Genomic DNA, 25,603 nt, shown 5'->3' with positions numbered 1-25,603 from the left:
CGAGCTCCTCTCCTCAGGCGACCGGCAGCCGGACGGCCCCGGCCTGCACGACCGCGGTGGTCAGCGTCTCGAGGTCGTACGCGCCGTACTGGCGCCGGCCGTTGACGAAGAAGGTCGGCGTGCCGCTCACGCCGCTGTCGGCGGCCGAGGCGACGTCGCGGGCGACCCGGTCGGCGCCCACGTGCTGCCGCAGGTCGTCGGCGAAGCGGTCGACGTCCAGCCCGAGGTCGGCCGCGTAGCGGTGCAGGTCGGCCGGCCGCAGCGCGGCCTGGTGGTCCATCAGGAGGTCGTGCATGCCCCAGAACGCGTCCTGGCGAGCCGCCGCCTCCGCCGCCTCAGCGCTCAGCTGGGCGTGCGGGTGGACGTCGGTCAGCGGGAGGTGCCGGAAGACGTAGCGCAGGTCGCCGACGCTGGCGATCAGGTCGCGCACCACCGGCTCGGCCTGGCCGCAGTAGGGGCACTCGAAGTCGCCGTACTCGACCAGCGTCACCACGGCCCGCTCCGGTCCGCGGACGTGGTCGACCCCCGGGTCGACCGGCACGGTCAGGTCGACGAGCGTCTCGGTCGAGCCGAGCAGCGCGCGCGTCCGGCGCGCGGGGGAGAGGCGGCCGGTGACCTTGAAGACGGTCGCCGACAGCGCCGTCGAGACGACCGCGGCGGCCAGGACCCCGAGCTTGGCCTCGGCGAGGTCGCTCCCGGTGAAGGCCAGGCCCGCGACGAGCAGGGCGACGGTGAAGCCGATGCCGGCGATCGAACCGGTCCCCAGCAGCCCGGCCCACCCGACGGGCAGCGGGAGCCGGCCGCGGCTGAGCCGGCTGACGAGCCAGGCGGTGCCGACCATCCCGAGCGGCTTGCCGAGCACGTAGCCCAGGAGGATCCCGAGCGTGATGGGCGACGTGACCGCGCCGGCCAGGAGTCCGGGACTCAGTGTCACGCCTGCGTTGGCCAGCGCGAACAGCGGCACGATGACGTAGCCGGCCCACGGGTCGAAGCGCTGCTGCAGCAGCTCGTTCGGCGACAGGGCGCGCGCCACGCCGACCTGGGCGGAGCGGGCGAGCTGCGAGGTGGGCTGCTCGCGGAACAGCCGCACGAGGTCCGTCGCCCGCTCGAGGTCGTCGCGGTCCGGGACGTACGCGGTCGTCAGCAGACCGAGCGCCAGCCCGAGCACGACGGGCTCCACCCCGGACGCCTGCAGCGGCACCCACGCCACCACGCCGAGCAGCAGGTAGACCCAGGCGCGCCGGATCCGCAGGAAGCGGACCACGACCACGACGGCGAACACCCCGACCGCGACCAGCAGCGGCGCGACCCGGACGGCGCCGCTGTAGGCGAGGGTGATGACGACGAGGGCGACGAAGTCGTCGACGACGGCGACGGTCAGCAGGAAGACGCGGACCCGCTCGGGCAGGCCCCGGGCGACCATGGCCAGCAGGCCGAGCGCGAAGGCGGTGTCGGTCGACATCGCCGTGCCCCAGCCGACAACAGACTCCTGACCGGCGTTGAGCAGGAGGTAGACGGCGACCGGGACCGCCATGCCGCCGATCCCGGCCAGCAGCGGCAGCGTGACCCGGGCGCGCTCCCGCAGCTCGCCCAGGTCGAACTCCCGGCGCGCCTCCAGGCCCACCACGAAGAAGAAGAAGGTCATCAGCCCGCTGTTCAGCCACTCGTGCAGCGTCAGCGAGAGCTCGGCGGAGCCGAGGGAGAACCCCAGCGGCGTCTCCCAGAAGGCCTCGTACGAGCCGGCGCCGAGGTTGGCCCACAGCAGCGCGACGACCGTGGCGCCCAGGAGGATGCGGGCGCTGCCGGACTCGGTGCCGAGGAAGCCGAGGACGGCGCCGGGGATCGAGCGGACCCAGGCCGTCCGGCCGCTGAACGCGCCCGTGGAGACCTCGCCCACCTGATCCTCCTCGCCGTCCTCCGCCGCGACGGGGACAGTGAACCGCACGGGGCGCCGCCGTGCTCCCGCCCCGCCGGCCGACCGTCCGGCGGGGGCCGGCCGCGCCGGGACGGTTCGCGGGACGGCTCTGTCGGAGGGGGCTATTACGGTGTCGCTGTGCCACCCCAGCCCGAGGACCTGCTGGCCGGGCTCGACCCCGAGCAGCGTGAGGTCGCGACCGCCCTGCGCGGACCCGTCGCGGTGATCGCCGGGGCCGGGACGGGCAAGACGCGGGCCATCACCCACCGCATCGCGTACGGCGTGGCCACCGGCGTCTACCGGCCCACGTCGGTCCTGGCCGTGACCTTCACGACGCGGGCCGCCGGCGAGCTGCGCGGCCGGCTCCAGCAGCTCGGGGCCCACGGGGTGCAGGCCCGCACGTTCCACTCGGCGGCGCTGCGGCAGCTGCAGTACTTCTGGCCGCGGGTGCAGGGCACGGAGCTGCCGCGGGTCCTCGACAACCGGATGTCGCTGGTGGCCGAGGCGGCGGGCCGGCTGCGCGTCCGCGTCGACACCCCGCGGCTGCGCGACCTGGTCTCCGAGATCGGCTGGGCCAAGGTCAGCAACGTCTCGCCCGAGACCTACCCGCAGCTGGCGGCCCAGCACCACCGCGAGGTCTCGACCATCGACGCGGAGACGGTCGGGCGGATCTTCCTCGGCTACGAGGAGGCCAAGCGCGACCGCGGGCGCATCGACTTCGAGGACATCCTGCTGTGCACCGCGGCGATGATCTCCGACCACCCGGAGGTCGCCGACCAGGTCCGGCGCACCTACCGCCACCTCGTCGTGGACGAGTACCAGGACGTCAGCCCCTTGCAGGAGGCGCTGCTCACGCTGTGGCGCGGCGACAGCTCCGAGATCTGCGTGGTGGGCGACCCGGCTCAGACCATCCACTCCTTCGCGGGCGCGCAGCCGACCTTCCTCACCGGCTTCGCGCGACGGTTCCCGGACGCGACCGTGGTCCGGCTGGTGCGCGACTACCGCTCGACGCCGCAGGTGGTCGGGGCCGCGAACGCGGTGATGTCGGTCGCCGGCGCGTCCTCGCTCAAGCTGGTCGCCCAGCGCCCCGACGGTCCGCAGGTCGCCTTCAGCGAGGCGTCCGACGAGGCGTCCGAGGCCGCGGGCGTAGCGGACTGGGTGGAGGCCCAGCACGGGGCCGGCGTCGACTACCGCGACATGGCCGTGCTGTTCCGGATCAACGCCCAGTCCCCGCCGCTGGAGCAGGCGCTGGCCGACCGCAAGATCCCGTACCTGGTCCGCAGCGGGGAGCGCTTCTACGAGCGACCCGAGGTGCGCCAGACGCTCGTCACCCTGCGGACGCAGCAGCGGGCCCGGGCCGAGCAGGGCGACGTCGATGGCGCCTCCACGCTCGACCAGTTCAAGGCGCTGCTGGGCGCCCTCGGCTGGACCGAGCGCCCGCCGGAGGGCGCCGGCGCGGTGCGCGAGCGCTGGGAGTCCCTCGCCGCCCTGCTCAGCGTGGCCGAGGACCTCGAGGCCGAGCGCAAGGCCGCCGGCACCTCCCTGACGCTGGCCGACGTGTCGGCCGAGCTCGACCGCCGGGCGGAGGCCCAGCACGTGCCCGCCGCGCAGGGCGTCACGGTGTCGACCCTGCACTCGGCCAAGGGGCTGGAGTGGGAGGCGGTCGCGCTGCTCGGCGTGCACGAGGGCTCGCTGCCGTTCGTCCTGGCCACGACGCCGGAGGAGGTGGCCGAGGAGCGCCGCCTGCTCTACGTCGGCATGACCCGCGCCGAGCGCGTGCTGCGCGTCTCCTGGTCGCGCACCCGCAACGGCGGCGGCAACGCGCGCAAGCCGTCGCGGTTCCTCGACCCGGTGCTGCCGGCGTCGATGAAGACGTCCTCCGGTGGTGCGGCCTCGACCGCCCGCCGGGGCCAGGGCCGCGGCGCGGTCCTGTCGGTCCACTGCCGCTCCTGCGGCCGCGGGCTCAACGACGCCGCCGAGCGCAAGCTCGGCCGGCACGCCGACTGCCCGGCGACGTTCGACGAGGCCACCCTCGAGCTGCTGCGCGAGTGGCGCCGCCAGGAGGCCGCCTCGGCGAGCCTGCCCGCGTACTGCGTGTTCACCGACGCGACGCTCGTCGCGATCGCCGAGGCCCGGCCGCGCACCGGCACCGACCTGTACAAGGTCCAGGGGCTCGGCAAGGTCAAGGTCGACAAGTACGGCGAGCAGGTGCTGGCGGTCATGGCCGCCGGCGAGGAGCGGGCCCGCGCGGTGTCCTGAGCCCCGTCCGCGGGCTGCCGTGCGCGTCAGGTCAGCCGGAACTTGATGAGCCGGCCCAGGTCGTTCTCGGTGACGTAGACGGCGCCCTCGGGGTCCACGGCGACCCCGCCCGGGTTGAAGCTCCCGAGGTCCTGCCCGCCCGAGCTCCACAGGCCGAGGAACCTCCCCGTCGGGCTGAAGCGCTGCACGCGCTGGTGGTGCTTGTCGACGACGTACAGGGCGTGCTGGTCCACCGCCATGTCGAGGAACGTCCCGTCCCCACCGAACTCGCCGTCCCCGGTGCCGTGCCGGCCCCAACGGGTGAGGACCTTGCCGGTCTTGTCGAACTTCGTGATGCGGCCCGTGCGCTCGTCGGCGACGTACACGCGCTCGCCCGCGTCGACGGCGATCGCGTCGGGGTCCTGCAGACCGCCCCACGACCGGAGCAGGTCGCCGGTCTGGCCGTAGACCTCGACGCGCGTCCCGCGGACCATGTAGAGCGCGCCGGACGGGCCGAAGTCCAGGCCCGTGACGGCGACCTTGCGCTGCGTCCGCGGCGGCTGCCACCGGCCGAGGAAGCGGCCCTCGCGGTCGAAGCGCTGGATCCGGGAGGTGCCGTCGGCGACCACGACCTCGCCCGCGAGGCTCGCGGCGATCCCGCCCTCGAACATGTGCACCTCGCCGTGGAAGTCGAACTGGCCGTTGGACCTTCCCAGGCCGCCGGTGGTCAGCAGCTTGCGGCCGTCCGGCGCGAACTTCGAGACCGTCATCGCTCCCATCTCGCGGACCCAGACGTTTCCCTCCGGGTCGGTGGTCATCTCGGCCGGCCAGGCCAGCGTGGCCCGCTCGGTCGCCCAGACCCGCGTCACCGGGCCCACCGGCGTCGGCGCGGGCGACGGGACGGCCTGGGTTGGCCGTACGACCTGGGGCGGCGGGACGGGAGCAGGGGCGGGGGTCGCGGCGGTGCACCCGCCCAGCCCCGCGAGCAGGAGGGCGACGGCCGCGGCCGTCGGTGCCCGACGATCAGCGCCCATGCCGCCCCCCGACAGCCAGGATCCTGGACCGTCGACGCTACGGGCTCCTGCAGAGGGACGGCAGGTACGAGAACGGACCAGTGCGTGCGGGCGGGATCCGCCGAGAAATCGCCCGTTTAATCCGTTGCGACCCCACCAGCGGGCCCTTAGTGTGATCCACGAACTCGAGGGACGCCTCCGCGCGCCCGTCGAGCTCAGGCCCGCAAGACAGTCCGCAGCACCGCACCTCAGGAAGGGGGAACGCCTGATGTCCATCCTCATCGACATCCCGGCCGCGCTCGTCGCGTCGCCGCGCCCGTGCGCCCCCGTCGCTGGTGCGCGCCTGCTCGCGGACGACGCGCAGCCCCGCCTCATGAACCGTCTCGAGACGACCGACGCCGCCGCGGCGTGGCGTCAGCTCACCGGTTCCGAGATGCGGGGCTTCGAGGCCGCCGCCCACCGCACGACCCAGGACGGGCGCACCGCCGACGGCGGCGCCTACGTCACCACCAAGCAGCACTTCTCGACCAAGCAGCACTTCTCGACCCGTTCGGGACCACCGACCTCCAGACCGCCGGCGTAAACCGCGCCGACCGCCTCCAGGCCGTGACTCCCAGAACACCGGGATTCACGGCCTTCGTGTTTCTCGGCCCCTGGAGCACCCGCTCCGCAACCAAGGAAGGCCGACATGAGCTTCGCAGGAGGACTCGCGGCACTCGTCACCACGCCCAGCGGCGTGGCGGTCGCCGACCTGCCCTGCCGGCTTACCGACCCGGAGCTGTTCTTCGCCGAGTCGCCCGCCGACGTGGAGGCGGCGAAGGCGCTCTGCGTCGACTGCCCGATCCGGACCGAGTGCCTCGCCGGGGCGCTCGAGCGCCGGGAGCCCTGGGGCGTCTGGGGTGGCGAGCTGTTCATCGCCGGTGTCGTCGTGCCGCGCAAGCGGCCCCGCGGCCGGCCCCGCAAGAACCCGGTGGAGCCGGTCGCTCCCGCCGTCCCGGGCCCCCGCAGGGGTGAGGTGGCGGCGTGAGCACCGGCGTGCCGGGAGAGGGCACCGGGCTGAGCCTCGGCGTACGGCTGTTCCACGTCGTACGCCTCTGGCTCGGCTCGGTGCTCTCACCGGACGAGGACTGAGCCGGCCCGCCGCGCGGACCGCGTGGAGCGGCGGCGAGGGTCCGACGGTCAGCGGCCGTCGGCGTCCGCGTAGCCCGGCAGCAGCTCGCGCAGCACCGCGTTGAACGGGGCACGGGCGTTCAGCTGGGCCAGCACCGCGAGGCCGCCGAGCCAGACGCGGTGGATGAGCAGGTACTCCGGCGGCAGGTTGATCTTCATCGCCACCCCGTTGTTCGCGCGCACGTCGCGCACCCGGACGAACTGCTCGCGCATCCAGTCACGGGTGAACTCGAACTCCGGCACCGCCGCCGGCTCGACGAACGGGGCCAGGTAGTCGAGCACGTCCTGCGCGTCCACGTCGCTGACGATGAAGCCCTCGGTGCGCAGCTGGTCGGCGGTCTCGCGGGCGTCGCCGTTCTCCGCGACGCGGAGGATGCGCCCCATCGCCGGGGGGAGCCCGTCGGGGAAGCGCGCCACCAGTCCGAAGTCGATGACGCCCATCCGGCCGTCGGGCAGGATCTTGAAGTTGCCGGGGTGCGGGTCGGCGTGGAGCAGGCCGACGCGGGCCGGGGCCGCGAAGAGGAAGCGCACGTAGAGCAGGCCGAGCCGGTTGCGCTCCTCCTGCGACAGGTCGGCGGCCGTGTTCAGCGCGCGTCCCTCGACCCACTCCGAGACCATCACCCGCTGCGTCGAGGCGAGCACGTCCGGCACGCAGAACTCCGGGTCGCCCAGGAAGCCCGCGGCGGCCTGCGCCTGCGCGCCCGCCTCCAGGGTGTAGTCGAGCTCCTCGGTGACCCGCTCGGTCAGCTCGTCGACCAGCGGCTGGACGTCCATGCCGCCGGCCAGCGGCGAGATGACCTTCGACATCCGCCCGATCTGGCGCAGGTCGGAGCGCAGCGCGTCCGCCGCCCCCGGGTACTGGACCTTGACCGCCACCGGGCGGCCGTCCTTCCACACCGCCCGGTGCACCTGCCCGATCGACGCGGCGGCCGCGGGCTGGGCGGAGAAGGACGAGAAGTCGTCGCGCCAGCGCGGCCCGAGCTCGCGGGCCAGCACGGCGTGGACGCGCGAGGTCGGCATCGGCGGCGCGGAGTCCTGCAGGCGCGCGAGCTGCTCGCGGTACGGGCCGGCGACGTCGTCGGGCAGGACGGACTCGAAGACGCTCAGCGCCTGGCCGAACTTCATCGCTCCGCCCTTGAGCTCGCCGAGCACCTTGAACAGCTGCTCGGCGGCGCGCTGCTGGAGCTGCTCGCTGACCTGCTCCGCAGGCGCCCCCCCGATGCGCCGGCCGAGCCCGAGGGCCGAGCGGCCTGCGAAGCCGAGGGGGAGCGAGGCGAGCCGCGCGCTGCGGCGCAGGCCGCCGCGGGCGATGCGGTCGTCGGACGCGCGGTCGTCGTCCTTCCGCGCGGACCGGGCCGGACGGGTGGGCCGTCCTCCGCGCGCGCGCTCGGGCACCACGGGACCGTCGTCGGGCATGCCGCCCATTCTGGTCGGTCCGGACAACCTCAGGCCCGTCCGCGCACGCCGTCGGCCCGGGTGTCGTGCCCGGGGTCGTGCTCGGGGTCGTGCTCGGGGTCGTCCCAGCGGCACGGGCACTCGGGGTGCGCGGGCCACGCCCGCAGCCGGAGCGTGGGCTCGGCGCTGCCCAGCTCGAGGGTGTGGCCGAGGGTCTCCGCCCGTCCGCGGGTGAGGTAGGCGAGCGCCTGCACGGCCGCGGTCACGCCCGCCCAGGCCGCCAGCGTGGCCGACGGCTCGACGCGCAGCCGGACGAGCTGTTCGAGCAGCCAGGGCCAGCGGGGGTCCGCGTCGCGCTGCGCGAGGTCGGTGCAGCGGACGCACGACGTCACGCCCGGCACCACGAGCGGGCCGACCACCGCCTCGTCGCCGCTGCTGCGCACCAGCAGGTGCACCGCGCCGTGCTCGCGCAGCACGTCGGGGACGAGGCGGTCCGGCTCCGGGCCGTCGGCGACCACGACCGTCAGGGCGACGGCGTCGCCCTCGGGCTTGGCGAAGTGGCGGGTGCGGCGTACGCGGGTCGCCGGGTGCGCGGCGCTCAGCGTCGCCGACGCGAGCTCCCCGGGGTCGGGCGCGTCGACCGGTCGCCGACGGTTCCGTGGGGGCGGGCCGTCATCGGGCAGTAGCGCGTGCGGCGGCAGGGCCGCGAGGTAGACGGTGCCGAAGCCGACGTCTGCGAGGTCGCTCGCCGTGCGGACGGCGAGCGGGCCGGTGCCGACGACGCGGACGGCCCGCGACGCGAGCGGCGGCGCGGGCTGGAGCAGGTGGGCGGCCTCGAGGGCGCCGATCAGGTCGGTGACGGCGCCCGGACGCAGGCCACGCTGGGCGGCGGTGCGCAGCAGGCTCGCGGGCTGCGTGCCGCGGGCGAGCCCGGCCAGCAGGGCGGCGTGGGTGTCGGGGACGACGACGGACGGTCCGACGCCCACCTGCAGCTCGGTGCTGCTGCGGCGCAGGACGACGGCGTGGGGCGCGAGCCGCAGCGCACGTCCGGGGTCCGGGCCCGCGGTGCGGGCGGCAGGTGCGGCGTCCACCGGACCAGTCTGGTGCCGCCGGCCGGGCGCGGGCCCACGATCCACAGGCCCGTCCGGACCTGCGGCGGCCCCGCGTCGACCGGCGAGGTCGTCGTGGGCCGCGCGGGCGGCGCCCGCCGCGCTCGGTGGCGGGCGCCGGGGGCGTCAGGCCTTGCCGAGGATCCGGTTCAGGTTGGTGCCGCACACCGGGCAGGTGGCCTTGGCCATGCGCGTGCCCTTGTCGTTGACGACGACGTTGCCCGTGGCCTCGCGCTTCTCCTTGCACTTCACGCAGTAGAACTCGCCGCTGTAGGTCTCGTCGGCCATGTCTTCTCCTTGCTCCGTGGACGGTCTCTCCGTCGGGTCTCGCCCTGCCGGCCCGCCGGGGGCGGCCGGGCGACGCCGGTCAGCGTAGCGGTCGAGGCTCCGCCGGCGCCCGTGACGCCACGCCGTACGGGGGCCGGGGACGGCACGAGGCCCCGGGACCGGGCCTCACGGCGCCTTCCCCAGCGCGTGGTCCCGAGCCCCAGGGGCCTCGTGGCGAGGAACGCTAGCCGGGCGCCGGTGGGCCGTCAAACGCCGTCCCCGAGCTCCTGTCCACCGCCTGTGGACAACGGTGTGGACGAGGTGTCGCCGCCGGTGGACGGCGCGTGGACGACGCCGGGGAGACCGGCTGCCGACCGCCGCTCGGAGCGTGGAGCGGTGCGCAGACCTGTGGAAACCACTCGACGCGGTGGTCTCCTGCTGCCGTCGGTGGAGCTTCTCGCTGGTCGAGACCGGCCCCCAGGCGAGGGCCGGGTGAAGATGGGTGGGTGAGCGACGCGCCCGGTCCGACGGCCCCCGGAACGGCCGGTGCGGCGGCCCCGGTGGTGGAGGTTCGCCGCAGCCGTCGGCGGCGGCGCACGGTGACGGCCTACCGGGACGGCGCGACCGTCGTGGTGCTCGTGCCCGCGTCCATGTCGCGCGCCGAGGAGCAGCGCCACGTCGACGCCCTGGTGGCCCGGCTGCTGGCCCGGGAGGCGCGGGCCCGGGCGCGGGGCGGGGACGACGAGCTGATGACCCGGGCGAAGGAGCTGCTGCGGCAGCACCTCGTGCCGCAGGTCGGCCGCGTCCTCCCGCCGACGCGGGTCACCTGGGTGGGCAACCAGCGCCGGCGGTGGGGGTCGTGCACGCCGACCGACCGGACGATCCGGCTGTCCGACCGGCTGCGGCCGATGCCGGCCTGGGTGCGCGACTACGTCCTGCTGCACGAGCTCGTCCACCTGGTCGAGCCCGGGCACACCCCGCGCTTCCACGCCCTGCTCGCCGCGTACGCCGACGCCGACCGGGCCCGCGGCTACCTCGAGGGGTACGCGGACGCCGCGCGGCTCGAGATCGGTCCCGAGCCCGACGACGGGCCCGACGACGGGCCCGACGACGAACCCGACGACGGGCCCGAGGAGCGGGGGCCGGGCCGGTGAGCGGCGCGGACCGGCGGCGGCTGGTGCTCGTGCTCGCGCGCTACGGCGCGGCGTCCGCGGCCCCGCCCGGGGTCGACCCGGCCGCCTTCGCCCAGGCCTGCCTGGCCGACACCTACGAGGTTGCGGCCGACCTCGTCGACGCCGCGTCCGGCCTCGTCGGTCCCGACGGGCTGGACGAGCTGCTGTGGCCGGGGTCGGCGCGGTTCGACGAGCAGGACCTGCCCGCGTTGCTCCGTGCCTGCGCCGACGTCGCCGACGAGGTCGTGCTCGTGCCCGCCGACGTCCCCGACCTGCCCGGGCTGGTGCTGGCCAAGCAGCTCAAGGTGCTGCACCGCGCCGACGTGGCGGTCGCGCCGGAACGCGGCGGGCCCGGCTGCGTCGCGCTCGGCCTGCGGCTGCCCGTGGCGGCCTGGGTGCCCCTCGACCGGCTCGACCTCGACGTCGACCCGCGGCCGCTGCTGGCCGCCACGGCCCCGACGCCCGGCCTGGTCGAGGTGACGCCGGACTGGCACCGGCTGCGCGGCGCGGCCGCCGTCCACCGGCTCGACCCCGACCTCGAGGGCTGGGAGGAGACCCGCGCCCTGCTCGCCGGGCGTCCGGCGCGCTGAGCGGCGCCGGGCGCCGTCAGCCGGCCAGCGGTGTCCGGCGCCGGCGGGCCGCCACCACGAGGGCGACCACGTCCGCCGCGACGACCAGGCCGATCCCCACCCACGCGTGCAGGGCGAGCACCTGGCCGAGCAGCACCAGCCCGACCAGCGCGGCGACGACCGGGTTGACGCTCATGAACACGCCGAACAGCTGCACCGGCACCCGCCGCAGCGAGAACAGGTCGGCCGCGTACGGCAGCGCCGAGCACAGCAGGCCGACGGTCACGGCGCACAGCAGCGGCGTCCCGACGAGCCGGCCGTGCACGGCGAGCACGACGACGACGGGCAGGTAGCCGAGCGCGGACAGCGTGGTGGCGGTCGCCGTCGCCTGCAGGCCGGGCAGGCGGCGGCCGGCGAGCCGGTTCAGCAGGATGTACGACGCCCAGCACGCGGCGGCCAGCAGCGCGAGCCCCACGCCCACCCAGTCGGTCGAGGGCCCGGGCAGCACGAGCACGTAGACGCCGCCGGCCGCGACGACGGCGCACACGAGGTCCACGACGCTGCGCGACCCGACGAGCGCGACGGACAGCGGCCCGAGGAACTCCAGGGTGACCGCGAGGCCGAGGTCGATGCGGCTGAACGCCGTGTAGAGCGAGAGGTTCATGGTCGCGAAGACCACGGCCAGCAGCACCGCCGGCCACCACTGCGCGAACGTGAAGCGGCGGAACGGCGGTCGCGCCAGCGGCAGCAGCACCGCGGCGGCGACCAGCTGGCGCACGGCGACGACCCCGGGCACCCCGATGGCCGGGTAGGCGAACGTCCCGATCGCGGCCCCCAGCTGGCTGCCGCCGGCGCTCGCGCTCATGCTCAGGATCCCGGGCAGCAGGCGGGGCCGCGGCGTGCCCGCGGCGGCCGCCGGAGCGGCGTCGCCCGGAGCGACCGGGGGCAGAGCGGTCGGCGGCAGAGAGGTCGAGAGGTCGGGGGAGAGGGAGGCGGGCCCGCCCACGGCGGGGTCCAGCGAGGTCACGCAGGTGAGTCTGCGGCGGCGCGCGGCCCGGCAGAAATGCGGTGGCTCGTCGATCTATACGCTTTACGCATGAGCGTCGAGCTGCGCCAGCTGCGGGCCCTGGTCGCCGTCGTCGACGAGGGCTCGTTCACCGACGCCGCGATCGCGCTCGGCACCACGCAGGCCTCGGTCTCGCGGGCGGTGGCGGCGCTGGAGGCGAACCTCGGAGCCCGGGTGCTGCGGCGCACGACGCGCTCGGTCGCGCCCAACGCGGTGGGTGCGCGGGTGCTCGACCACGCCCGGCAGGCGCTCGCCGCCGTGCAGGCGCTGGAGCAGGTGGCGGCCCACGCCGACGCCGACGTCCGGCTCGGCTACGCCTGGTCCGCGCTCGGGCGGCACACGGTTCCGGTGCAGCGACGCTGGGGGGAGCAGCACCCCGGCCGCCCGCTGACCTTCGTCTTCGTCGCGACCCCGACGGCCGGCCTGGCCGAGGGCCTCTCCGACGTGGCGGTGCTCCGGCGCCCGGTCGACGACCCCCGCCTGGCGGTCGAGCAGGTCGGCCTGGAGGCGCGCTACGCGGTCCTGCCCACCGGAGACCCGCTGGCCGGCGGCCGCAGCGTGCGGCTGGCCGGCTTCGCGGGGCGCACGGTCGCGCTGGACCGCCGCACCGGCACCACCGACGAGCAGCTGTGGGCGGGCAGCCCGGCGGGGTCGTCCCCGGGCGCGTACCGCGAGGTGCACAACGTCGAGGACTTCCTGACGATGGTCGCGGCGGGCCAGGTCGTCGGCATCACCTCGGAGGCGACGACGCGCCAGCACCGGCGCCCGGGCGTCGTGTTCCGCCGCGTGCACGACGCGCCGCCCGTGCCTGTCCTGCTCGCCTGGTGGCGGGAGGACCCGCCGGCCGGCGTCGCGGACGTGCTCGCGCTGGTGCGGGAGGCGTACGCGGCCGGCGCGCCGGCCGCCAGGGCGTAGCCCTAGTCGTCCTTGCGGTCCTGGTCGTCCTTGCGGTCGGGGTCCTGCTGCGGGTCCGGGCCGTCCTGCGGGTGCTCGGCCTCGTCGAGCAGCTCGGCGAGGGCGGCGTCGAAGTCGTCGTCGCCCGACGACTGCGCGGCGGCCTCGCCGCGGGCGAAGCCCAGCGGGTCGTCCAGGTCGGCCGACGTGGGCACCAGGTCGGGGTGGCTCCACACGGCGTCGCGCCCCTCGGCGCCGCGGGCGTCGCGGACGGCCGCCCAGAGGTTCGCCGCGTCGCGCAGCCGACGGGGCCGCAGCTCGAGCCCGACCAGCGTCGCGAACGTCGCCTCGGCGGGGCCGCCGGTCGCGCGGCGGCGCCGGACGGTCTCGGCCAGCGGCACGGCCGCCGGCATCCACGGCGCGGTCGCCTCGGTCACGACGTCGTCGACCCAGCCCTCGACCAGGGCGAGCATCGTCTCGAGCCGCTGCAGGGTCGCCAGCTGCTCGGGGGTCTTGTGCGGCTCGAAGAGCCCGCCCTCGAGCTTGGCGCCGAGCTCCTCGAGGTTCGTCGGGTCCATGCCGGAGACGGCCTCCTCCAGCGCGGAGGTGTCGATGGTGATGCCGGCCGCGTACTGCTCGACCAGCACCAGCAGCTGCGACCGCAGCCAGCCCGCCGAGGCGAAGAGCCGCTGGCGCGCGCACTCGCGCAGCGTCAGGTAGAGGGTGACGTCGCTGCCGGACTGCTCGAGGCCCTCGCCGAAGGCGGCCACGTTCGTCGGCAGCAGCGCGACCTGCGGGGTGTCGGTGAGCGGGAGGCCGATGTCGGTGGTGCTGACGACCTCGCCCGACAGCTGGCCCAGGCCCTGGCCGAGCTGGAGGCCGAACATGCTCGCGCCCGAGCTGCGCAGCATCGGGCGCAGCATCTCGGCCATGCCGGCGATCTGCGGCATGCCCTCCGGCGCGTCCTCGCCGCCGAGGGTCAGCGCGCCCGCCATCGCGTCGGCGATGTGGCTGGCCACCGGCTCGACGAGGCGTCGCCAGACCGGCATGGTCCGCTCGATCCACTCCGCCCGGCTCCAGGCCGTCGCCGTCCCGGCCACGCGCGGGAAGTCGGTCGCCGCGTCCAGCCAGACCTCGGCGATCCCGACCGCGTCGGTCACCGCGCGCACCTGGGCGCTGCTCGGGGTGGGGTCCGGACCGAGGGCGGCCGCGCTCTTGCGGGCCATGTCCTTGGTGACCTCCCAGTTGACGCCGGAGCTGGAGTCGCCGCCGCCGCCGAAGCCCGGCCCGCCGAACCCGCCGCCGCCGAGCATCTGGAAGGCGCTCTGCAGCTGGGCCGCGAGCGCGTTGGTGTCGCCGCCGGCCAGCGAGGCGAAGAGGGCCTCGAGCGGGTTCGCCGGGTCGCCGCCGCCGGAGGGTGCGGCCCCGCCGCCCAGCCCTCCGAAGCCCGCTCCGAAGCCACCGCTGCCGAAGCCGGGACGCGCGCCGCCGCCCCCGCCGACCGAGCCCGAGCCGCCGAGCCGGTAGCCCGACCCTGATCCCGACCCCGTGCCGTCGGACCCCTTCGGGCTCGCGCCACCGGCCTCGCCGCCCGTGCCGGGCTCGTCGGCGGAGGGCGGGTCCTGCTCGTCGTCAGGACGCTGGTCGGGGTCCTGGGGCATGAGGTCTCCTGAGGTCGCGAGGGCCGTCGGTCCGGCCGCTGAGGCGTCCCTCCACGGTACGCGGGGCGCCACGGCCGCGCCCGGGTCACGACCGACCGATCGCTGTCGGCGTACCGGCGGGCCTGCTCGGTTAACCTCGAGGACATGGCAGCCCCGCGTGTCGTGGTCCGCGAGGCGAGCGTGAGCGACGCACCGCTCAGCGTCGACCGGCTGCTGGCCCAGGTGAGCGACCCGCAGGTCGGCGGGATCGGGCTCTTCGTCGGCGTGGTCCGCGACCACGACCACGGCACCTCGGTCACCAGCCTCGACTACACCGCGCACCCCAGCGCCGCCGCCGCCCTCGCCGCCTGCGCGGAGCGGACGGCGGCCGCGTACGACGTGCTCTCCGTCGCGGTCTCGCACCGCACCGGCCACCTCGAGGTCGGCGACCTCGCCGTCGTCGTGGCCGTCGGGGCCGCGCACCGCGAGGCCGCGCTGGAGGCCTGCCGCCACCTGATCGACACGCTCAAGGAGCAGGTGCCGATCTGGAAGGAGCAGGAGCTCACCGACGGGCGCACCGAGTGGGTGGGGCTCGCGTGAGGCGTTCCGCGCTGACCCGCCAGACGGTCACGGCCTTCGCGGCGGCGGCGGCGTTCGTCGTCCTCGCCGTGCTGGTCGCCGTGCTGCCGGTCCCGTACGTCACCTGGTCGCCGGGCACCGCGCGCGACGTCCTCGCCACCGGCGGCGCCGGGACGCAGCCGATCATCGCGATCTCCGACGTCACCACCTACCCGACCGAGGGCCGGCTGGACATGACGGTGGTCTCGACGACCGCCGCCGACTCCCGGCTGAGCCTGCCGCAGGCGCTGGTCGCCTACTTCCGTCCCGACCACGACGCGCTGCCGCGCGAGGCCGTCTACCCGGCGGGGCGGTCGGCCGAGGACGTCGAGGACGCCGACGCCGAGATGATGGTCAGCGCGCAGGACGACGCGGTCGTCGCCGCGCTGCGGGCGAGCCAGCGCCCGGTCGAGCAGCTGCCCGCCATCGCCTCGGTGACGGTCGGCAGCCCGGCCCAGGGCCACCTGCGCCCGGGCGACCTGGTCGTCTCGGTCGACGGGACCGCGACCCCCACCCCCGCGCTCGTGCAGGCGGCCGTCCGGCAGGCCCAGGCGGGCCGGCAGCTCACGTTCGTGGTGCTGCGCGACAAGGTCCGCGTCAGCGTGCCGCTCATGCCGGCGCCGCAGACCTCCGGGACCGGCGTCCAGGTCGGCATCACCCTCGGGACCGGGTACGCGTACACGCCGCGCATCTCCTACGACCTCGGCCAGAAGATCGGCGGCCCGAGCGCGGGCCTGGTCTTCGCGCTGGCCATCTACGACAAGCTCACCCCCGGTGCGCTGTTCGCCGGCCAGCACGTGGCCGGCACCGGGACGATCAACCCGACCGGCGTGGTCGGGGGGATCGGCGGGATCCAGGAGAAGATCGCCGGTGCGCAGGCGGCCGGCGCGACCACGTTCCTCGTGCCCGCCCCGAACTGCGGCGACCTGGCCGGCGTGCGGACCACGATGCGCCTCGTGCGCGTCGCGACGCTGAACGACGCCATCCGCTCCGTGCGCTCGCTCGACTCGCCCGCCGCGGCCGACGCGCTGCCCACCTGCTGACCCCGCCGTCCCGACCCCGTAGCGTCCCCACCCCGTCCCGTCTCGTCGCGTCCCCCTCCGAGGTCTCCATGCCCCCGTCCATGCCCGCCGCCCCGGTCTCCCCGGAGGACCGCGGCGAGGCGCTCGTCGCCGCCCTGGTCGAGCTCGAGCACCACGTCGCCGACGGCGGCTGGGACGCGCCGCCGCGGCTGTTCGCGCTCGTCGAGACCGACGCGCTCGCCGCGGCCGAGCCCGACCTGGCCCGCTCGCTCGGGCTGCGCACCAGCGCGGACGGCGCGGCGCCCGGCTCGCTGACCGCGATCGAGCAGGACACCTTCGTCGGTTCCGGCGACCTGCTCGGCGACCTCGAGGGCATCGAGTGGCCCGACGAGGTCTTCGGGACCGCCCTGGCGACGGTGCGCACGTTCCTGCCGTCGTCGGCCGAGGTCGACCTGCCCGACGACCCGGAGCAGGCCGCGGCGGTGGTGGCGGAGCACCCGGCGGCCCAGGAGGTCCGCGTCGTCGTCGGTGTCGACCGCAGCGGGTCGCAGCACGGCGTGGCCCGGCTGCGGTCCCAGCCCGACGAGCTCCTGGGCGGCACGGATCTCGTGCCGGGGCTGGCCACAGCCTTGGCGCATACCCTTGGCTGACCCCGGCGGGTCGCCCGGGGCGAGGCAGTGACGAGGGGACGATCGGTTTGAGCAGCGTGCGGGCGCCGGGACGACGACGAGGCGCCATCCTGCCCACCCTGGTGGTCGTGGCCGTCCTGGTCGTGGCCTTCGCCCTCTTCACCAACGTGTGGACCTCGCGCCCGTGGTACCGCTCGTTCGACTTCGGCTCGGTCTTCAGCACCATGCTGCTGACCCGTACGGGCCTGTTCCTCGTCTTCGGCCTGGTCATGGCCGGCCTGGTCGCGGCGAACGCGGCCATCGCGTACCGGCTGCGCCCCCGCTTCCGGCCGCAGGGCCCGACGAGCCCGCTGCTGGAGCGCTACCGCGAGATCGTCGAGACCCGCTTCATCTGGGTCATGGTCGCGATCGGCGTGGTCGTCGGCCTGTTCGCGGGCGCTGCGGCCAGCGGGCAGTCGCTGACCTTCCTCGCCTGGAGCGAGCGGACCGGGTTCGGGGTCCGCGACCCGCAGTACGGCCTCGACGTCTCCTTCTTCGTCTTCTCCTACCCCTGGTGGCGCTTCGTCCTGTCGTTCGCGTTCGCCGCGCTGACCATCAGCGTGCTGGCCGCGGCCGTCATGCACTACGTGATGGGCGCCGTGCGCTTCAGCGGCCCGCGCCGCGGGGGCTCGACCGCCGCCCAGGCGCACCTGTCGATCCTCGTCGGGCTCACGCTGCTGGTCCGCGGCGCCAGCTACTGGTTCGACCAGTACGGCCTCGAGGTCACCAAGACCACGCCGCTGTTCACCGGCATCTCCTACACCGCCGACAACGCGACGGCGAACGCCAAGCTCATCCTCGCGATCGCCGCGGGCATCGTCGCGCTGCTGTTCCTCGGCAACGCGCTGCTGCAGCGCTGGGTGGTCCCGACCGCGGGCCTGGTGCTGCTGATCCTGTCGGCCATCGTGCTCGGCTACGTCTACCCGGGTGCGGTCCAGTACTTCAGCGTCCGTCCCAGCGAGGAGCTGCGCGAGCGGACGTACATCCAGCGCAACATCGACGCGACGCGCGCTGCGTACGACGTGGCCGACTCCGAGGTCACCGACTACTCCGCGACGCAGACGGCGACGGCCGGCCAGCTGCGCTCGGACGCGGAGGCGCTGCCGGGCATCCGCCTGATCGACCCGAGCGCGGTCTCGCCGACCTACGAGCAGCTGCAGCAGGTCCGCGGCTACTACCAGTTCCCCAAGATCCTCGACGTCGACCGCTACACGATCGACGGCCAGGAGACCGACGCCGTCGTCGCCGTGCGCGAGATGAACCTCGACGGCGTCGAGGGCAAGAACTGGAACAACCTCAAGACCGTCTACACCCACGGCTTCGGGCTCGTGTCCGCGTACGGCAACCGGGCGCAGGCCACGGGCGAGCCGCAGTGGATCACCGAGGGCATCCCGCCGACGGGCAAGATCGCCGAGCACGAGCCGCGCGTCTACTTCGGCGAGCTCCAGGGCCTCAACCCGAGCGAGTACTCGATCGTCGGCGCGCCGGCGGGGGCGCCACCCATCGAGCTCGACACCCCGGGCGGGCCCAACTACACCTACACCGGCAAGGGCGGCGTCTCGATCGGCAGCCTGTGGCACAAGCTGCTCTACGCCGCGAAGTTCGCCGACATCAACATCCTGCTGTCGGACCGCGTCAACGAGGCGTCGAAGATCATCTACGACCGCACGCCGCGCGAGCGGGTGCAGCAGGCGGCGCCGTGGCTCAAGGTCGACGGCGACGCCTACCCGGCGGTCGTGCAGGGCCGGATCGTGTGGATCGTCGACGGCTACACGACGTCGAACAGCTATCCCAACAGCGAGCGCATCAACCTGGCGCAGACGACCGCGGACAGCCAGACGGCGACGCCGGGGACGCAGGTCGTGGCCCAGCCGGGCCAGGAGATCAACTACATGCGCAACTCGGTCAAGGCCGTGGTCGACGCGTACGACGGCACGGTCAAGCTCTACGCCTGGGACGAGTCCGACCCGGTGCTGCAGACGTGGCGCAAGGTCTTCGGCAGCGTCATCCAGCCCAAGAGCGCGATCCCGGCCGACCTGCTGGCGCACCTGCGCTACCCGCAGGACTACTTCAAGGTGCAGCGCCAGATCCTCGCGCGCTACCACCAGACCGACCCCGGCACCTGGTACCGGCAGTCGAGCCTGTGGGAGATCCCGCGCGACCCGGTCAACGCGGCCTCGACCGGCTCGGTCGAGCAGCCCTTCTACCTGTCGGTGAAGTGGCCGGGCGACCCGAACGCGATCTTCTCGCTGACGACCGCGTACGTCCCGAACGGCCGCTCGAACCTGGCCGCGTACATGGCCGTGAACGCCGACGCCTCGAGCCCGGACTACGGCCGGATCCGCATCCTGCAGATGTCGGACACGACCCAGATCGACGGGCCCGGGCAGTCGTTCAACGCCATGACGACCAACGAGTCCGTGAGCGCCGCGCTGCGGAACTTCACGGCGCAGGGCAGCGCGCAGGCGTCGTTCGGCAACCTGCTGACCCTGCCCCTGGGCGGCGGTCTGCTCTACGCCATGCCGGTCTACGCGCAGAGGCCCGGCGCGACGGGTTCGTACCCGGTGCTCCGCTTCGTGGTGGTGCGGTTCGGGCAGTCGGTCGGCTTCGGCACCTCGCTGCAGGCGGCCCTGGACCAGGTGTTCAGCGGCAACGCCGGCGCCACCACCGAGGAGGGCGAGGGGTCCGACCCGGGCACCGGGACGCCGGGCAAGGCGGACAACCCGGCTGCGGTGGCGGCGCTCGACGACGCGTCGAAGGCCTACTCCGACGCGCAGAAGGCGCTGACCGCGGGCAACCTCGGTGAGTACCAGACCAAGATCAACCAGATGCAGGAAGACCTGGTCAAGGCCCAGCGGGCCCTGGGCCGGTAGCCGTGCACGAAGCCCCCTGGACCTTCACAGGTCCAGGGGGCTTCGTCGTTCCGGGACGGCGGGATCAGCCCTCGGGGCGGACGACCTCCAGGTCGTCGAACCCGAGCTCGCGCAGCGGGTCGGCGATGACGTCGGCGTCGCCGACGACGACGAGGGTGAGCGCGTCGACATCGATCAGCGAGGTGTACGCCTCCGTCGCCGCCTCGGGCGTGACCGCGCGGAGCTCGGCGAGGTTGCGGGTCACGTAGTCGTCGCCGAGGCCGACGAGCCGGTTGACGGCGGCCTGGTCGGCGACGCCGTCGGCGGTCGCGTAGCGCAGCGGCGAGATGCCGGTCGAGTAGGTCACCGCGTCGGCGACCTCGGCTGCGGTGAACGGCCGCTCGCGCACGTCGGCCAGCTCGCGGGCCAGGCGGACCGAGTCGGCGAGCACGTCGGTCCGGAACGAGCCGCCGATGGCGAAGCTGCCGGCCGTGCGCAGCGGCGTCAGCGACATCCGCACGCCGTAGGTGTAGCCCTTCTCCTCGCGCAGCACGGCGTTGAGCCGGGACAGGAACGCCCCGCCCATCGCGTACGTGGCGACGCTCGCCGCCGGCCAGCGCGGGTCGAGGCGGTCGATCCCGAACCCGCCGTAGCGCACGTCGGCCTGGACCGCGCCGGGCCGGTGGAGCACCACCTGCCGCCTGGGCGCCGGGGCGGCGACCTCCTGCGGCGTACGGACCTGGGCGTCGTTGGCCCAGCCGCCGAACCACCGCTCCGCCAGCTCCTGGGGGTCGAGGCCGCCGAAGTCGCCGGCGAGCACGAGGCTGGCCCCGGCCGGGCCAAACCGCTCGGCGTGGAAGCGCCGGGCCGACGCGCCGTCCACCCGGGCGACGCTCTCGGCCTCGCCGCCGCTCATCCGCGAGGCGCGGCTGTCCGGGTCGAAGACCGACTCGCGGAACGCGGTGGAGGCCAGCTGGGCCGAGTTCGCGGAGGCCTGCTCGATCTGCGCGAGCCGGATCTGCACGTGCCGCGCCACGTCGGCGTCGGCGATCTCGGGCTGGGTGACGGCCTCGCTGAACAGCGCGAACGCCTGCTCGAGGTGCGAGACCGGCACGTCGAGCACGGCCTGGACCCCCGAGAGCGACACCTCGATGCCGAAGCCGGCGCCCTCGGTCTCGAGCACCTCGGCGAACTCCTCGCCGGGGTGGTTGCGGGTGCCCTCGTCGAGGGTGCGGGAGGCGATCGTGGCGACGCCCTCGAGCTCGCGCTCCTCGCCGTTCAGGGGGGTGTCGAGGACGAGGTGGGCGGACACGACCTGCTGGCCGGGCAGGTCGAAGCAGACCAGCTCGATGCCGTTGCCGAGGGTGCTGACGACCGGCTCGGGGAACGACCACGCGCCGGGCGCGGCGACGTCGGGCTGCGGGGCGGCGTGCCAGCCGCTGCGGCCAGAGGGACCGCTCGTGCTCGGGGTGCTCATGCTGCCTTCCGGTAGAGCAGGGTCGCGCGGCGGTCGCTGCCGAACCACTCCTCGACGGCCGAGGCCACGTCGTCGGGGGTCACGGCGTCGACCTCGGCCATGCGGGTGTTGACGAGCTCGGGGTCGCCCTCGAGGGTCGCGTACTCGCCGAGCGCGTCGGCCCGGCTGTCGACGCGGGACAGCTCGTGGAGCCAGTGCCGCTCGTACTGCGCCTTGGCCCGCTTGAGCTCGGTGTCGGTCGGGCCCTCGGCCTCGAGCCGGTCGATCTGGGCGACCAGCGCCTCCTCGACGGCGGCGAGGTCCTCGCCGCCGCGGGCGCGGGCGTACGCGTAGCCGAAGGAGTTGCCGCCGATCAGGCCGGTGCTCGCCGCGCCCGCGCTCTCGGCGACCTCGGCGTCGCGGACGAGCGCCTTGTGCAGCCGGGACGTCTGGCCGTGGCCGAGCACGCCGAAGAACAGGTCCAGGGCGTCGAACGCGCGGGTCCCGCGGGCGGGCAGGCGCCAGGCGAGGTAGACCGCCTCGGCGGGGACGTCGGCTGACGTCTCCTCGCGCTCGGTGCCGGTCAGCGGCCCGAGGACGTCGCGCGGCGGGTGCGGCGGGGCGTCGCCGCGGGCCAGGCCGCCGAAGTAGCGCTCCACGCGCGCCAGCGCGTCGTCGACCTCCACGTCGCCGACGACGGACAGGACCGCGTTGTTGGGCATGTAGTGCCGCGCGAAGAAGGCGTGCGCGTCGGCCAGGCTGGCCGCGTCGAGGTCGGCCATCGAGCCGATCGTCGTGTGCCCGTACGGGTGGTCGGCGGGGAAGGTGAGCGAGTTCAGCCGCTGCATGACGTCGCCGTAGGGGACGTTGTCGTAGCGCTGCCGCTTCTCCTCCTTGACCACCTCGCGCTGGGTGTTCAGGTTGTCCTCGGTGAGGGCGTCGAGCAGGCTGCCCATCCGGTCGGCCTCGAGCCACAGCGCGAGGTCCAGGCCGCCGACGGGCAGCGTCTCGAAGTAGTTGGTGCGGTCGAACCAGGTCGTCGCGTTGACCGAGGCGCCGGCCGCCTGCAGGAGCCCGATGTGCGCGCCGGAGGCGACGTTCGCTGAGCCCTGGAACATCACGTGCTCGAAGAGGTGCGCGAAGCCGGTGCGGCCCGCCTCCTCGTCGCGGGAGCCGACGTCGTACCAGAGGTTGACGGCGACGACGGGCGCACCGTGGTCGGGGCTGACCAGCACCCGGAGCCCGTTGTCGAGGACGTGCTGGCTGATCGGGTAGGCCGCGGGTCCGGAGGGCATGGGTGACATTCGAGCACACACCGCCAAGCCGCTGTCCGGGACGCGGTCACCCCACCTCGGGGAGCAGCCCGGCGGCCCGGGCGGGTGCGGCGTACGCGGCCGCGAGGCTGGCGATCGTGTCGTGCGCGTTCAGCCCGCTCGGGTTGGGCACGACCCACAGCCGCGCCTCGTGACCGGCCGGTCCGATGCCGTGCGGCTGCTCCCCGGCCGTGGCCTTCGGCTCGCCGAAGGCGGTCCGGTACGCCGTCACGCCCGCCACCGCCACCACGCGCGGGCGGTGCTCGGCGACGAACGCCTCCAGCCGGGCACGGCCCGCCCGCAGCTCGTCGTTCGTCAGCTCGTCGGCGCGGGCGGTGGCGCGGTTGACGAGGTTCGTGTTGCCGAGGCCGCGAGCGAGGAAGTACGCGCGGTCGTCCGGCGTGAGCCCGGTCGCCGGGTCGATGCGGCGGTCGATGATCTCGGCCAGCTGCAAGGCGGGGTAGAAGCGGTTGCCCGGGCGCGCGAAGTGCGTCTGGACCGCCGCCGTCCACAGGCCGGGGTTGATGCCGACGAAGACCAGCCGCGGCTCCGGGCCCACGAAGTCCGGCACGCTCGCGTCCCGGAACGCCTCCAGCTCCGCCTTGGTGAACCCCACGGGGCGGAACCTACCCGGCGACGTCCTCGCCGGCGGCGGCCCGGGCGCCGTCCACCCGCGCCTGGATCAGGGCGACGGCCTCGTCCAGCTCGGGCGCGGCGTCCTTGAAGCCCGACACCGGCGCGGGAAGAGCGATCCGCGTGGCGTCGAGCAGGTCGAGCGAGACGACGCCACGGCTGAACCGGTTCCGGTAGGCGCGCTCGACCTCGGTGTAGGGGATGACCTTGGTCCGGAAGGAACGCACCTCGACCCCCTCGGGCGTCAGAGTGACGCGCGTCCGCAGGTAGAGGACCACCATCCAGCCGTACGCCAGGGCTGCCAGCAGCGCGAGGGCGAAGAAGATGCCGTCGCCGTAGTGGGGCGGCGGCCCGACCAGCAGGTCGACCAGTCGGTTCACGGCCTGGGCGAGGAAGGAGACCAGCAGGAGCACGTAGAGCCAGCGTCGCCACCCGGTCACCCGCCACGTGCGAGTGCTCGGGTCAGACGCGCCCTGGTCGGCCACGACACCGACTGTGCCAGAACTCGCGCCCACCGGTGGCTGGACTCGGAGAACCTTCGGACGGTCGATCAGGTGGGCACGACCGATCTACGATGCGTCCGTGCCCCGCACCTTCCTGGCCATCCCCGCGTACGGGTCGCCCGAGCTGACCGACGCCGTCCTGCGCGACCTCGCGCGCGACGAGCCGCTGCCGCGCGACGACCTGCACGTGGTGGTCGTCGACAACGCCGGCGACTACGTGCTGCCGGGCTGGGCCGCCGGGGTCGAGCTGGTGCGCACGGGGGAGAACCTGCGCTGGATCGGCACCGCGAACTGGGCCTTCGAGCGGGCGCGGCAGGACGGCGCCGAGGCCGTCGTGCTCCTGAACAACGACACGCGGCTGTCGCGCGGCTTCGTGCCCGCGCTCGTGGGCGCCCTCGCGGGGGAGGGCGTGGCCGTGGCGGCCGCCTGCTACGACGACTTCTGGCTGCACCAGCGGGCCGTGCACGTGCCGGCGTACGCCGAGGCGTACGAGCCCCGTCCCGTCGTGCGCGACGTGCCCTTCTGCGACGGCACGGCGATCGCCTTCTCGCTCAAGGCGGTCGCGGAGGTCGGCCCGCTCGACACGGCGACGTTCCCGCACCACGGCTACGGCGCTGACGTCGACTGGGCCCTGCGGGCTCGCGCCGCGGGCTGGCGGGTGGTGGTGACCGAGGCCGCCTACGTCCACCACCTGCGCCGCGTCACCATGACCCGGATCGGGCGGAAGGCCGAGGATAACCGGGCTGAGATCCTCACCGGCCTCGACGCCCGCTGGGGCGACCGGTGGCGCACGCTGGCCGGCCTCGGCCCGGGCGCCTTCCCCCCGCACAACACCGGCAGCGGCCTCGACTGGTACGCCGACCGCGCCTGGGTCCTCGGCCTGCTGGGCGAGCCGGACGCTCGCTGAGCTCGCCAGACGCTCCCTGAGCTTGTCGAAGGGCCCGGAACGGGTCGGCGTCCGCCACCGGGAGGGCGCTGACCTCTTCGAGGCCCTTCGACAGGCTCAGGGAGCGCTGACCGGTCCCCGACCGGGCACGAGGAGGACGAGTCAGTACTGCCCGGTGACCACGTTCTGCAGCTCCTCGCCCTGGACGAACCGTTCCAGCTGGGCGCGCACGAGGGCGTACGCACGCTCGCCGGAGCGCTTGACGTGGCCGGCGGCGTGCGGGGTGATGAGCAGGTTCGGCGCGGACCAGAGCGGGTGGCCCTCGGGCAGCGGCTCGGGCTCGACGACGTCGAGCCCGGCGCGCAGGCGGCCCGAGGTGAGCTCGGCGAGCAGGGCGTCGGTGTCGACGACCTTGCCGCGGGCGACGTTGACGAGCAGGGCGCCGTCGGGCATCGCGGCGAGGAACTTCGCGTCGACCATGCCCTCGGTGTCGGGCGTGAGCGGCACGGTGAGCACGACGGCGTCCGCGGCCGGCAGCAGGTCCGGCAGCTCGCCGGTGGCGTGCACGCCCTCGCGGGCCGAGTGCGCGACGAGGACGGGCACCGCGCCGAAGCCCTTGAGCCGCTTCGCCGTCTGCTCGCCGAGGTCGCCGGCGCCGACGATCAGCACCCGCTTGTCCTCGAGGTCCTCGCCCTGGGCGTCGCTCCACTCGCCGCGCGCCTGGGCCCGGACGAAGTGGGGGACCTGCCGGTAGGAGGCCAGCATCAGCGTGAGCACCATGTCGGCGACCGGGCCGCCGTGCACGCCGCGGGCGTCGCAGAGCTGGACGCCCTCGGGCGTCTTGCCGACGAGGTCCTCCACGCCGGCGCTCAGCAGCTGCATGACCTTGAGGTCGGGCATCGCGGCGAGCTTGTTCTCGAGGTCGCTGGAGTCCTCCACCTGGGGCACCCAGAACTCGGTCTCGCCGAGCCGGGCGGGTCGGTCGGGCTCGCCGTTCCAGACGACGACCTCCACCCCCTCGGGCAGGTCGCCCAGGAGCTGGACGGCATCGGCATCGGGCACGCACACCACGGTCACCCGTTCACCCTAGCCAGCCGTCCACCGGCGCCGACGACACGCTCCCTGAGCCTGTCGAAGGGCCTCGAAGAGGTCGGCGTCCGCGGAAGAGCTCAGGGAGCGCCCGTCGGCGGACCGCCGCGGCCCG

The 25,603-nt window shown here is 74.7% G+C and carries 23 protein-coding genes; 11 read left to right on the top strand and 12 right to left on the bottom strand.

Annotation, left to right across the window (positions count from 1 at the left end):
- Nucleotides 1–13: 13 nt before the first annotated feature.
- The gene (gene nhaA, locus BMY04_RS12725; RefSeq protein WP_170854113.1) at nucleotides 14–1,897 is read right to left on the bottom strand and encodes a Na+/H+ antiporter NhaA; all 1,884 of its coding nucleotides are present in this window, start codon (nucleotides 1,895–1,897) and stop codon (nucleotides 14–16) included.
- 156 nt (nucleotides 1,898–2,053) lie between these two features.
- Between nhaA and BMY04_RS12720 the strand changes: the two genes are divergently transcribed.
- Complete coding sequence (locus BMY04_RS12720) at nucleotides 2,054–4,174, top strand: ATP-dependent DNA helicase UvrD2 (RefSeq protein ID WP_091180937.1); 2,121 nt, start codon at nucleotides 2,054–2,056, stop codon at nucleotides 4,172–4,174.
- A gap of 26 nt (nucleotides 4,175–4,200) precedes the next feature.
- Here BMY04_RS12720 and BMY04_RS12715 read toward each other — a convergent pair whose 3' ends face one another.
- Entirely contained in the window at nucleotides 4,201–5,187 is a 987-nt protein-coding gene (locus BMY04_RS12715) for an NHL repeat-containing protein (RefSeq protein WP_139209842.1), read from the bottom strand.
- Between the two features lie 247 nt (nucleotides 5,188–5,434).
- On the opposite strand from BMY04_RS12715, the gene BMY04_RS12710 reads away from it, so the two are divergent.
- A complete protein-coding gene (locus BMY04_RS12710) occupies nucleotides 5,435–5,749 on the top strand; it encodes a hypothetical protein (protein WP_091180932.1) in 315 nt (104 codons plus the stop codon).
- A gap of 105 nt (nucleotides 5,750–5,854) precedes the next feature.
- On the top strand, nucleotides 5,855–6,193 hold the full coding sequence (locus BMY04_RS12705; RefSeq protein ID WP_091180929.1) for a WhiB family transcriptional regulator: 339 nt from the start codon (nucleotides 5,855–5,857) through the stop codon (nucleotides 6,191–6,193).
- A 152-nt stretch (nucleotides 6,194–6,345) separates the two neighbouring features.
- Here BMY04_RS12705 and BMY04_RS12700 read toward each other — a convergent pair whose 3' ends face one another.
- The 3 genes from BMY04_RS12700 to BMY04_RS12690 form a co-directional block, all read right to left on the bottom strand.
- Nucleotides 6,346–7,752: an ABC1 kinase family protein gene (locus BMY04_RS12700; protein WP_091181660.1), complete on the bottom strand. Its 1,407-nt coding sequence runs from the start codon at nucleotides 7,750–7,752 to the stop codon at nucleotides 6,346–6,348.
- A 29-nt stretch (nucleotides 7,753–7,781) separates the two neighbouring features.
- Nucleotides 7,782–8,822, bottom strand: a complete 1,041-nt coding sequence (locus BMY04_RS12695) for a hypothetical protein (protein ID WP_091180926.1) — start codon at nucleotides 8,820–8,822, stop codon at nucleotides 7,782–7,784.
- A gap of 144 nt (nucleotides 8,823–8,966) precedes the next feature.
- Complete coding sequence (locus tag BMY04_RS12690; protein WP_091180923.1) at nucleotides 8,967–9,128, bottom strand: DUF5679 domain-containing protein; 162 nt, start codon at nucleotides 9,126–9,128, stop codon at nucleotides 8,967–8,969.
- Nucleotides 9,129–9,613: 485 nt separating this feature from the next.
- Here BMY04_RS12690 and BMY04_RS12685 point away from each other — a divergent pair, with 485 nt between their 5' ends.
- Together BMY04_RS12685 and BMY04_RS12680 are read left to right on the top strand one after the other, a co-directional pair.
- Nucleotides 9,614–10,261, top strand: a complete 648-nt coding sequence (locus BMY04_RS12685; RefSeq protein ID WP_091180919.1) for a M48 metallopeptidase family protein — start codon at nucleotides 9,614–9,616, stop codon at nucleotides 10,259–10,261.
- Nucleotides 10,258–10,869, top strand: coding sequence for a glycosyltransferase family protein (locus BMY04_RS12680; protein WP_091180915.1), 612 nt, complete (start codon nucleotides 10,258–10,260; stop codon nucleotides 10,867–10,869). The genes BMY04_RS12685 and BMY04_RS12680 overlap by 4 nt, the downstream gene beginning before the upstream one ends.
- Before the next feature lie 16 nt (nucleotides 10,870–10,885).
- Here BMY04_RS12680 and BMY04_RS12675 read toward each other — a convergent pair whose 3' ends face one another.
- Complete coding sequence (locus BMY04_RS12675; RefSeq protein WP_232506360.1) at nucleotides 10,886–11,875, bottom strand: EamA family transporter; 990 nt, start codon at nucleotides 11,873–11,875, stop codon at nucleotides 10,886–10,888.
- 69 nt (nucleotides 11,876–11,944) lie between these two features.
- Between BMY04_RS12675 and BMY04_RS12670 the strand changes: the two genes are divergently transcribed.
- Nucleotides 11,945–12,829, top strand: coding sequence for a LysR family transcriptional regulator (locus BMY04_RS12670; protein ID WP_091180911.1), 885 nt, complete (start codon nucleotides 11,945–11,947; stop codon nucleotides 12,827–12,829).
- Between the two features lie 2 nt (nucleotides 12,830–12,831).
- Here BMY04_RS12670 and BMY04_RS12665 read toward each other — a convergent pair whose 3' ends face one another.
- A complete protein-coding gene (locus BMY04_RS12665) occupies nucleotides 12,832–14,469 on the bottom strand; it encodes a zinc-dependent metalloprotease (RefSeq protein WP_091180909.1) in 1,638 nt (545 codons plus the stop codon).
- 144 nt (nucleotides 14,470–14,613) lie between these two features.
- On the opposite strand from BMY04_RS12665, the gene BMY04_RS12660 reads away from it, so the two are divergent.
- The 4 genes from BMY04_RS12660 (at nucleotide 14,614) to BMY04_RS12645 (ending at nucleotide 19,629) form a co-directional block, all read left to right on the top strand.
- Nucleotides 14,614–15,048: a molybdenum cofactor biosynthesis protein MoaE gene (locus tag BMY04_RS12660; RefSeq protein WP_091180907.1), complete on the top strand. Its 435-nt coding sequence runs from the start codon at nucleotides 14,614–14,616 to the stop codon at nucleotides 15,046–15,048.
- On the top strand, nucleotides 15,045–16,109 hold the full coding sequence (locus BMY04_RS12655) for a YlbL family protein (RefSeq protein WP_091180904.1): 1,065 nt from the start codon (nucleotides 15,045–15,047) through the stop codon (nucleotides 16,107–16,109). Before BMY04_RS12660 ends, BMY04_RS12655 begins: the two co-directional genes overlap by 4 nt.
- A 68-nt stretch (nucleotides 16,110–16,177) precedes the next feature.
- Nucleotides 16,178–16,738 carry a PPA1309 family protein gene (locus BMY04_RS12650; RefSeq protein WP_091180900.1) on the top strand — a complete coding sequence of 187 codons (561 nt, stop codon included), beginning with the start codon at nucleotides 16,178–16,180 and terminating at the stop codon, nucleotides 16,736–16,738.
- A 56-nt stretch (nucleotides 16,739–16,794) separates the two neighbouring features.
- Nucleotides 16,795–19,629 (top strand): UPF0182 family membrane protein, encoded by a 2,835-nt coding sequence (locus tag BMY04_RS12645; protein WP_232506398.1) that lies wholly within the window; start codon nucleotides 16,795–16,797, stop codon nucleotides 19,627–19,629.
- 64 nt (nucleotides 19,630–19,693) lie between these two features.
- Here the strand turns inward: BMY04_RS12645 and BMY04_RS12640 are convergent, their stop codons facing one another.
- The 4 genes from BMY04_RS12640 to BMY04_RS12625 are packed head-to-tail and all read right to left on the bottom strand — an operon-like array spanning nucleotide 19,694 to nucleotide 23,495.
- Nucleotides 19,694–21,085, bottom strand: coding sequence for a M16 family metallopeptidase (locus tag BMY04_RS12640; RefSeq protein WP_091180897.1), 1,392 nt, complete (start codon nucleotides 21,083–21,085; stop codon nucleotides 19,694–19,696).
- Entirely contained in the window at nucleotides 21,082–22,359 is a 1,278-nt protein-coding gene (locus tag BMY04_RS12635) for a M16 family metallopeptidase (RefSeq protein WP_232506359.1), read from the bottom strand. The genes BMY04_RS12640 and BMY04_RS12635 overlap by 4 nt, the downstream gene beginning before the upstream one ends.
- Before the next feature lie 46 nt (nucleotides 22,360–22,405).
- Entirely contained in the window at nucleotides 22,406–22,993 is a 588-nt protein-coding gene (locus tag BMY04_RS12630; RefSeq protein WP_091180890.1) for a mismatch-specific DNA-glycosylase, read from the bottom strand.
- 10 nt (nucleotides 22,994–23,003) lie between these two features.
- Nucleotides 23,004–23,495 carry a PH domain-containing protein gene (locus BMY04_RS12625; RefSeq protein WP_232506356.1) on the bottom strand — a complete coding sequence of 164 codons (492 nt, stop codon included), beginning with the start codon at nucleotides 23,493–23,495 and terminating at the stop codon, nucleotides 23,004–23,006.
- 97 nt (nucleotides 23,496–23,592) lie between these two features.
- On the opposite strand from BMY04_RS12625, the gene BMY04_RS12620 reads away from it, so the two are divergent.
- Complete coding sequence (locus BMY04_RS12620) at nucleotides 23,593–24,420, top strand: glycosyltransferase family 2 protein (RefSeq protein ID WP_170854111.1); 828 nt, start codon at nucleotides 23,593–23,595, stop codon at nucleotides 24,418–24,420.
- A gap of 141 nt (nucleotides 24,421–24,561) precedes the next feature.
- On the opposite strand, the gene BMY04_RS12615 is transcribed toward BMY04_RS12620, so the two are convergent.
- Nucleotides 24,562–25,461: a 2-hydroxyacid dehydrogenase gene (locus tag BMY04_RS12615; protein WP_232506353.1), complete on the bottom strand. Its 900-nt coding sequence runs from the start codon at nucleotides 25,459–25,461 to the stop codon at nucleotides 24,562–24,564.
- Between the last annotated feature and the right edge of the window lie 142 nt (nucleotides 25,462–25,603).

The sequence above is a fragment of the Microlunatus flavus genome, from assembly GCF_900110855.1.
Taxonomy (GTDB): Bacteria; Actinomycetota; Actinomycetes; order Propionibacteriales; family Propionibacteriaceae; genus Microlunatus; species Microlunatus flavus.
The sequence above is the reverse complement of the archived record's forward strand: the minus strand, read 5'-3'. Positions and strand labels throughout refer to the sequence as shown.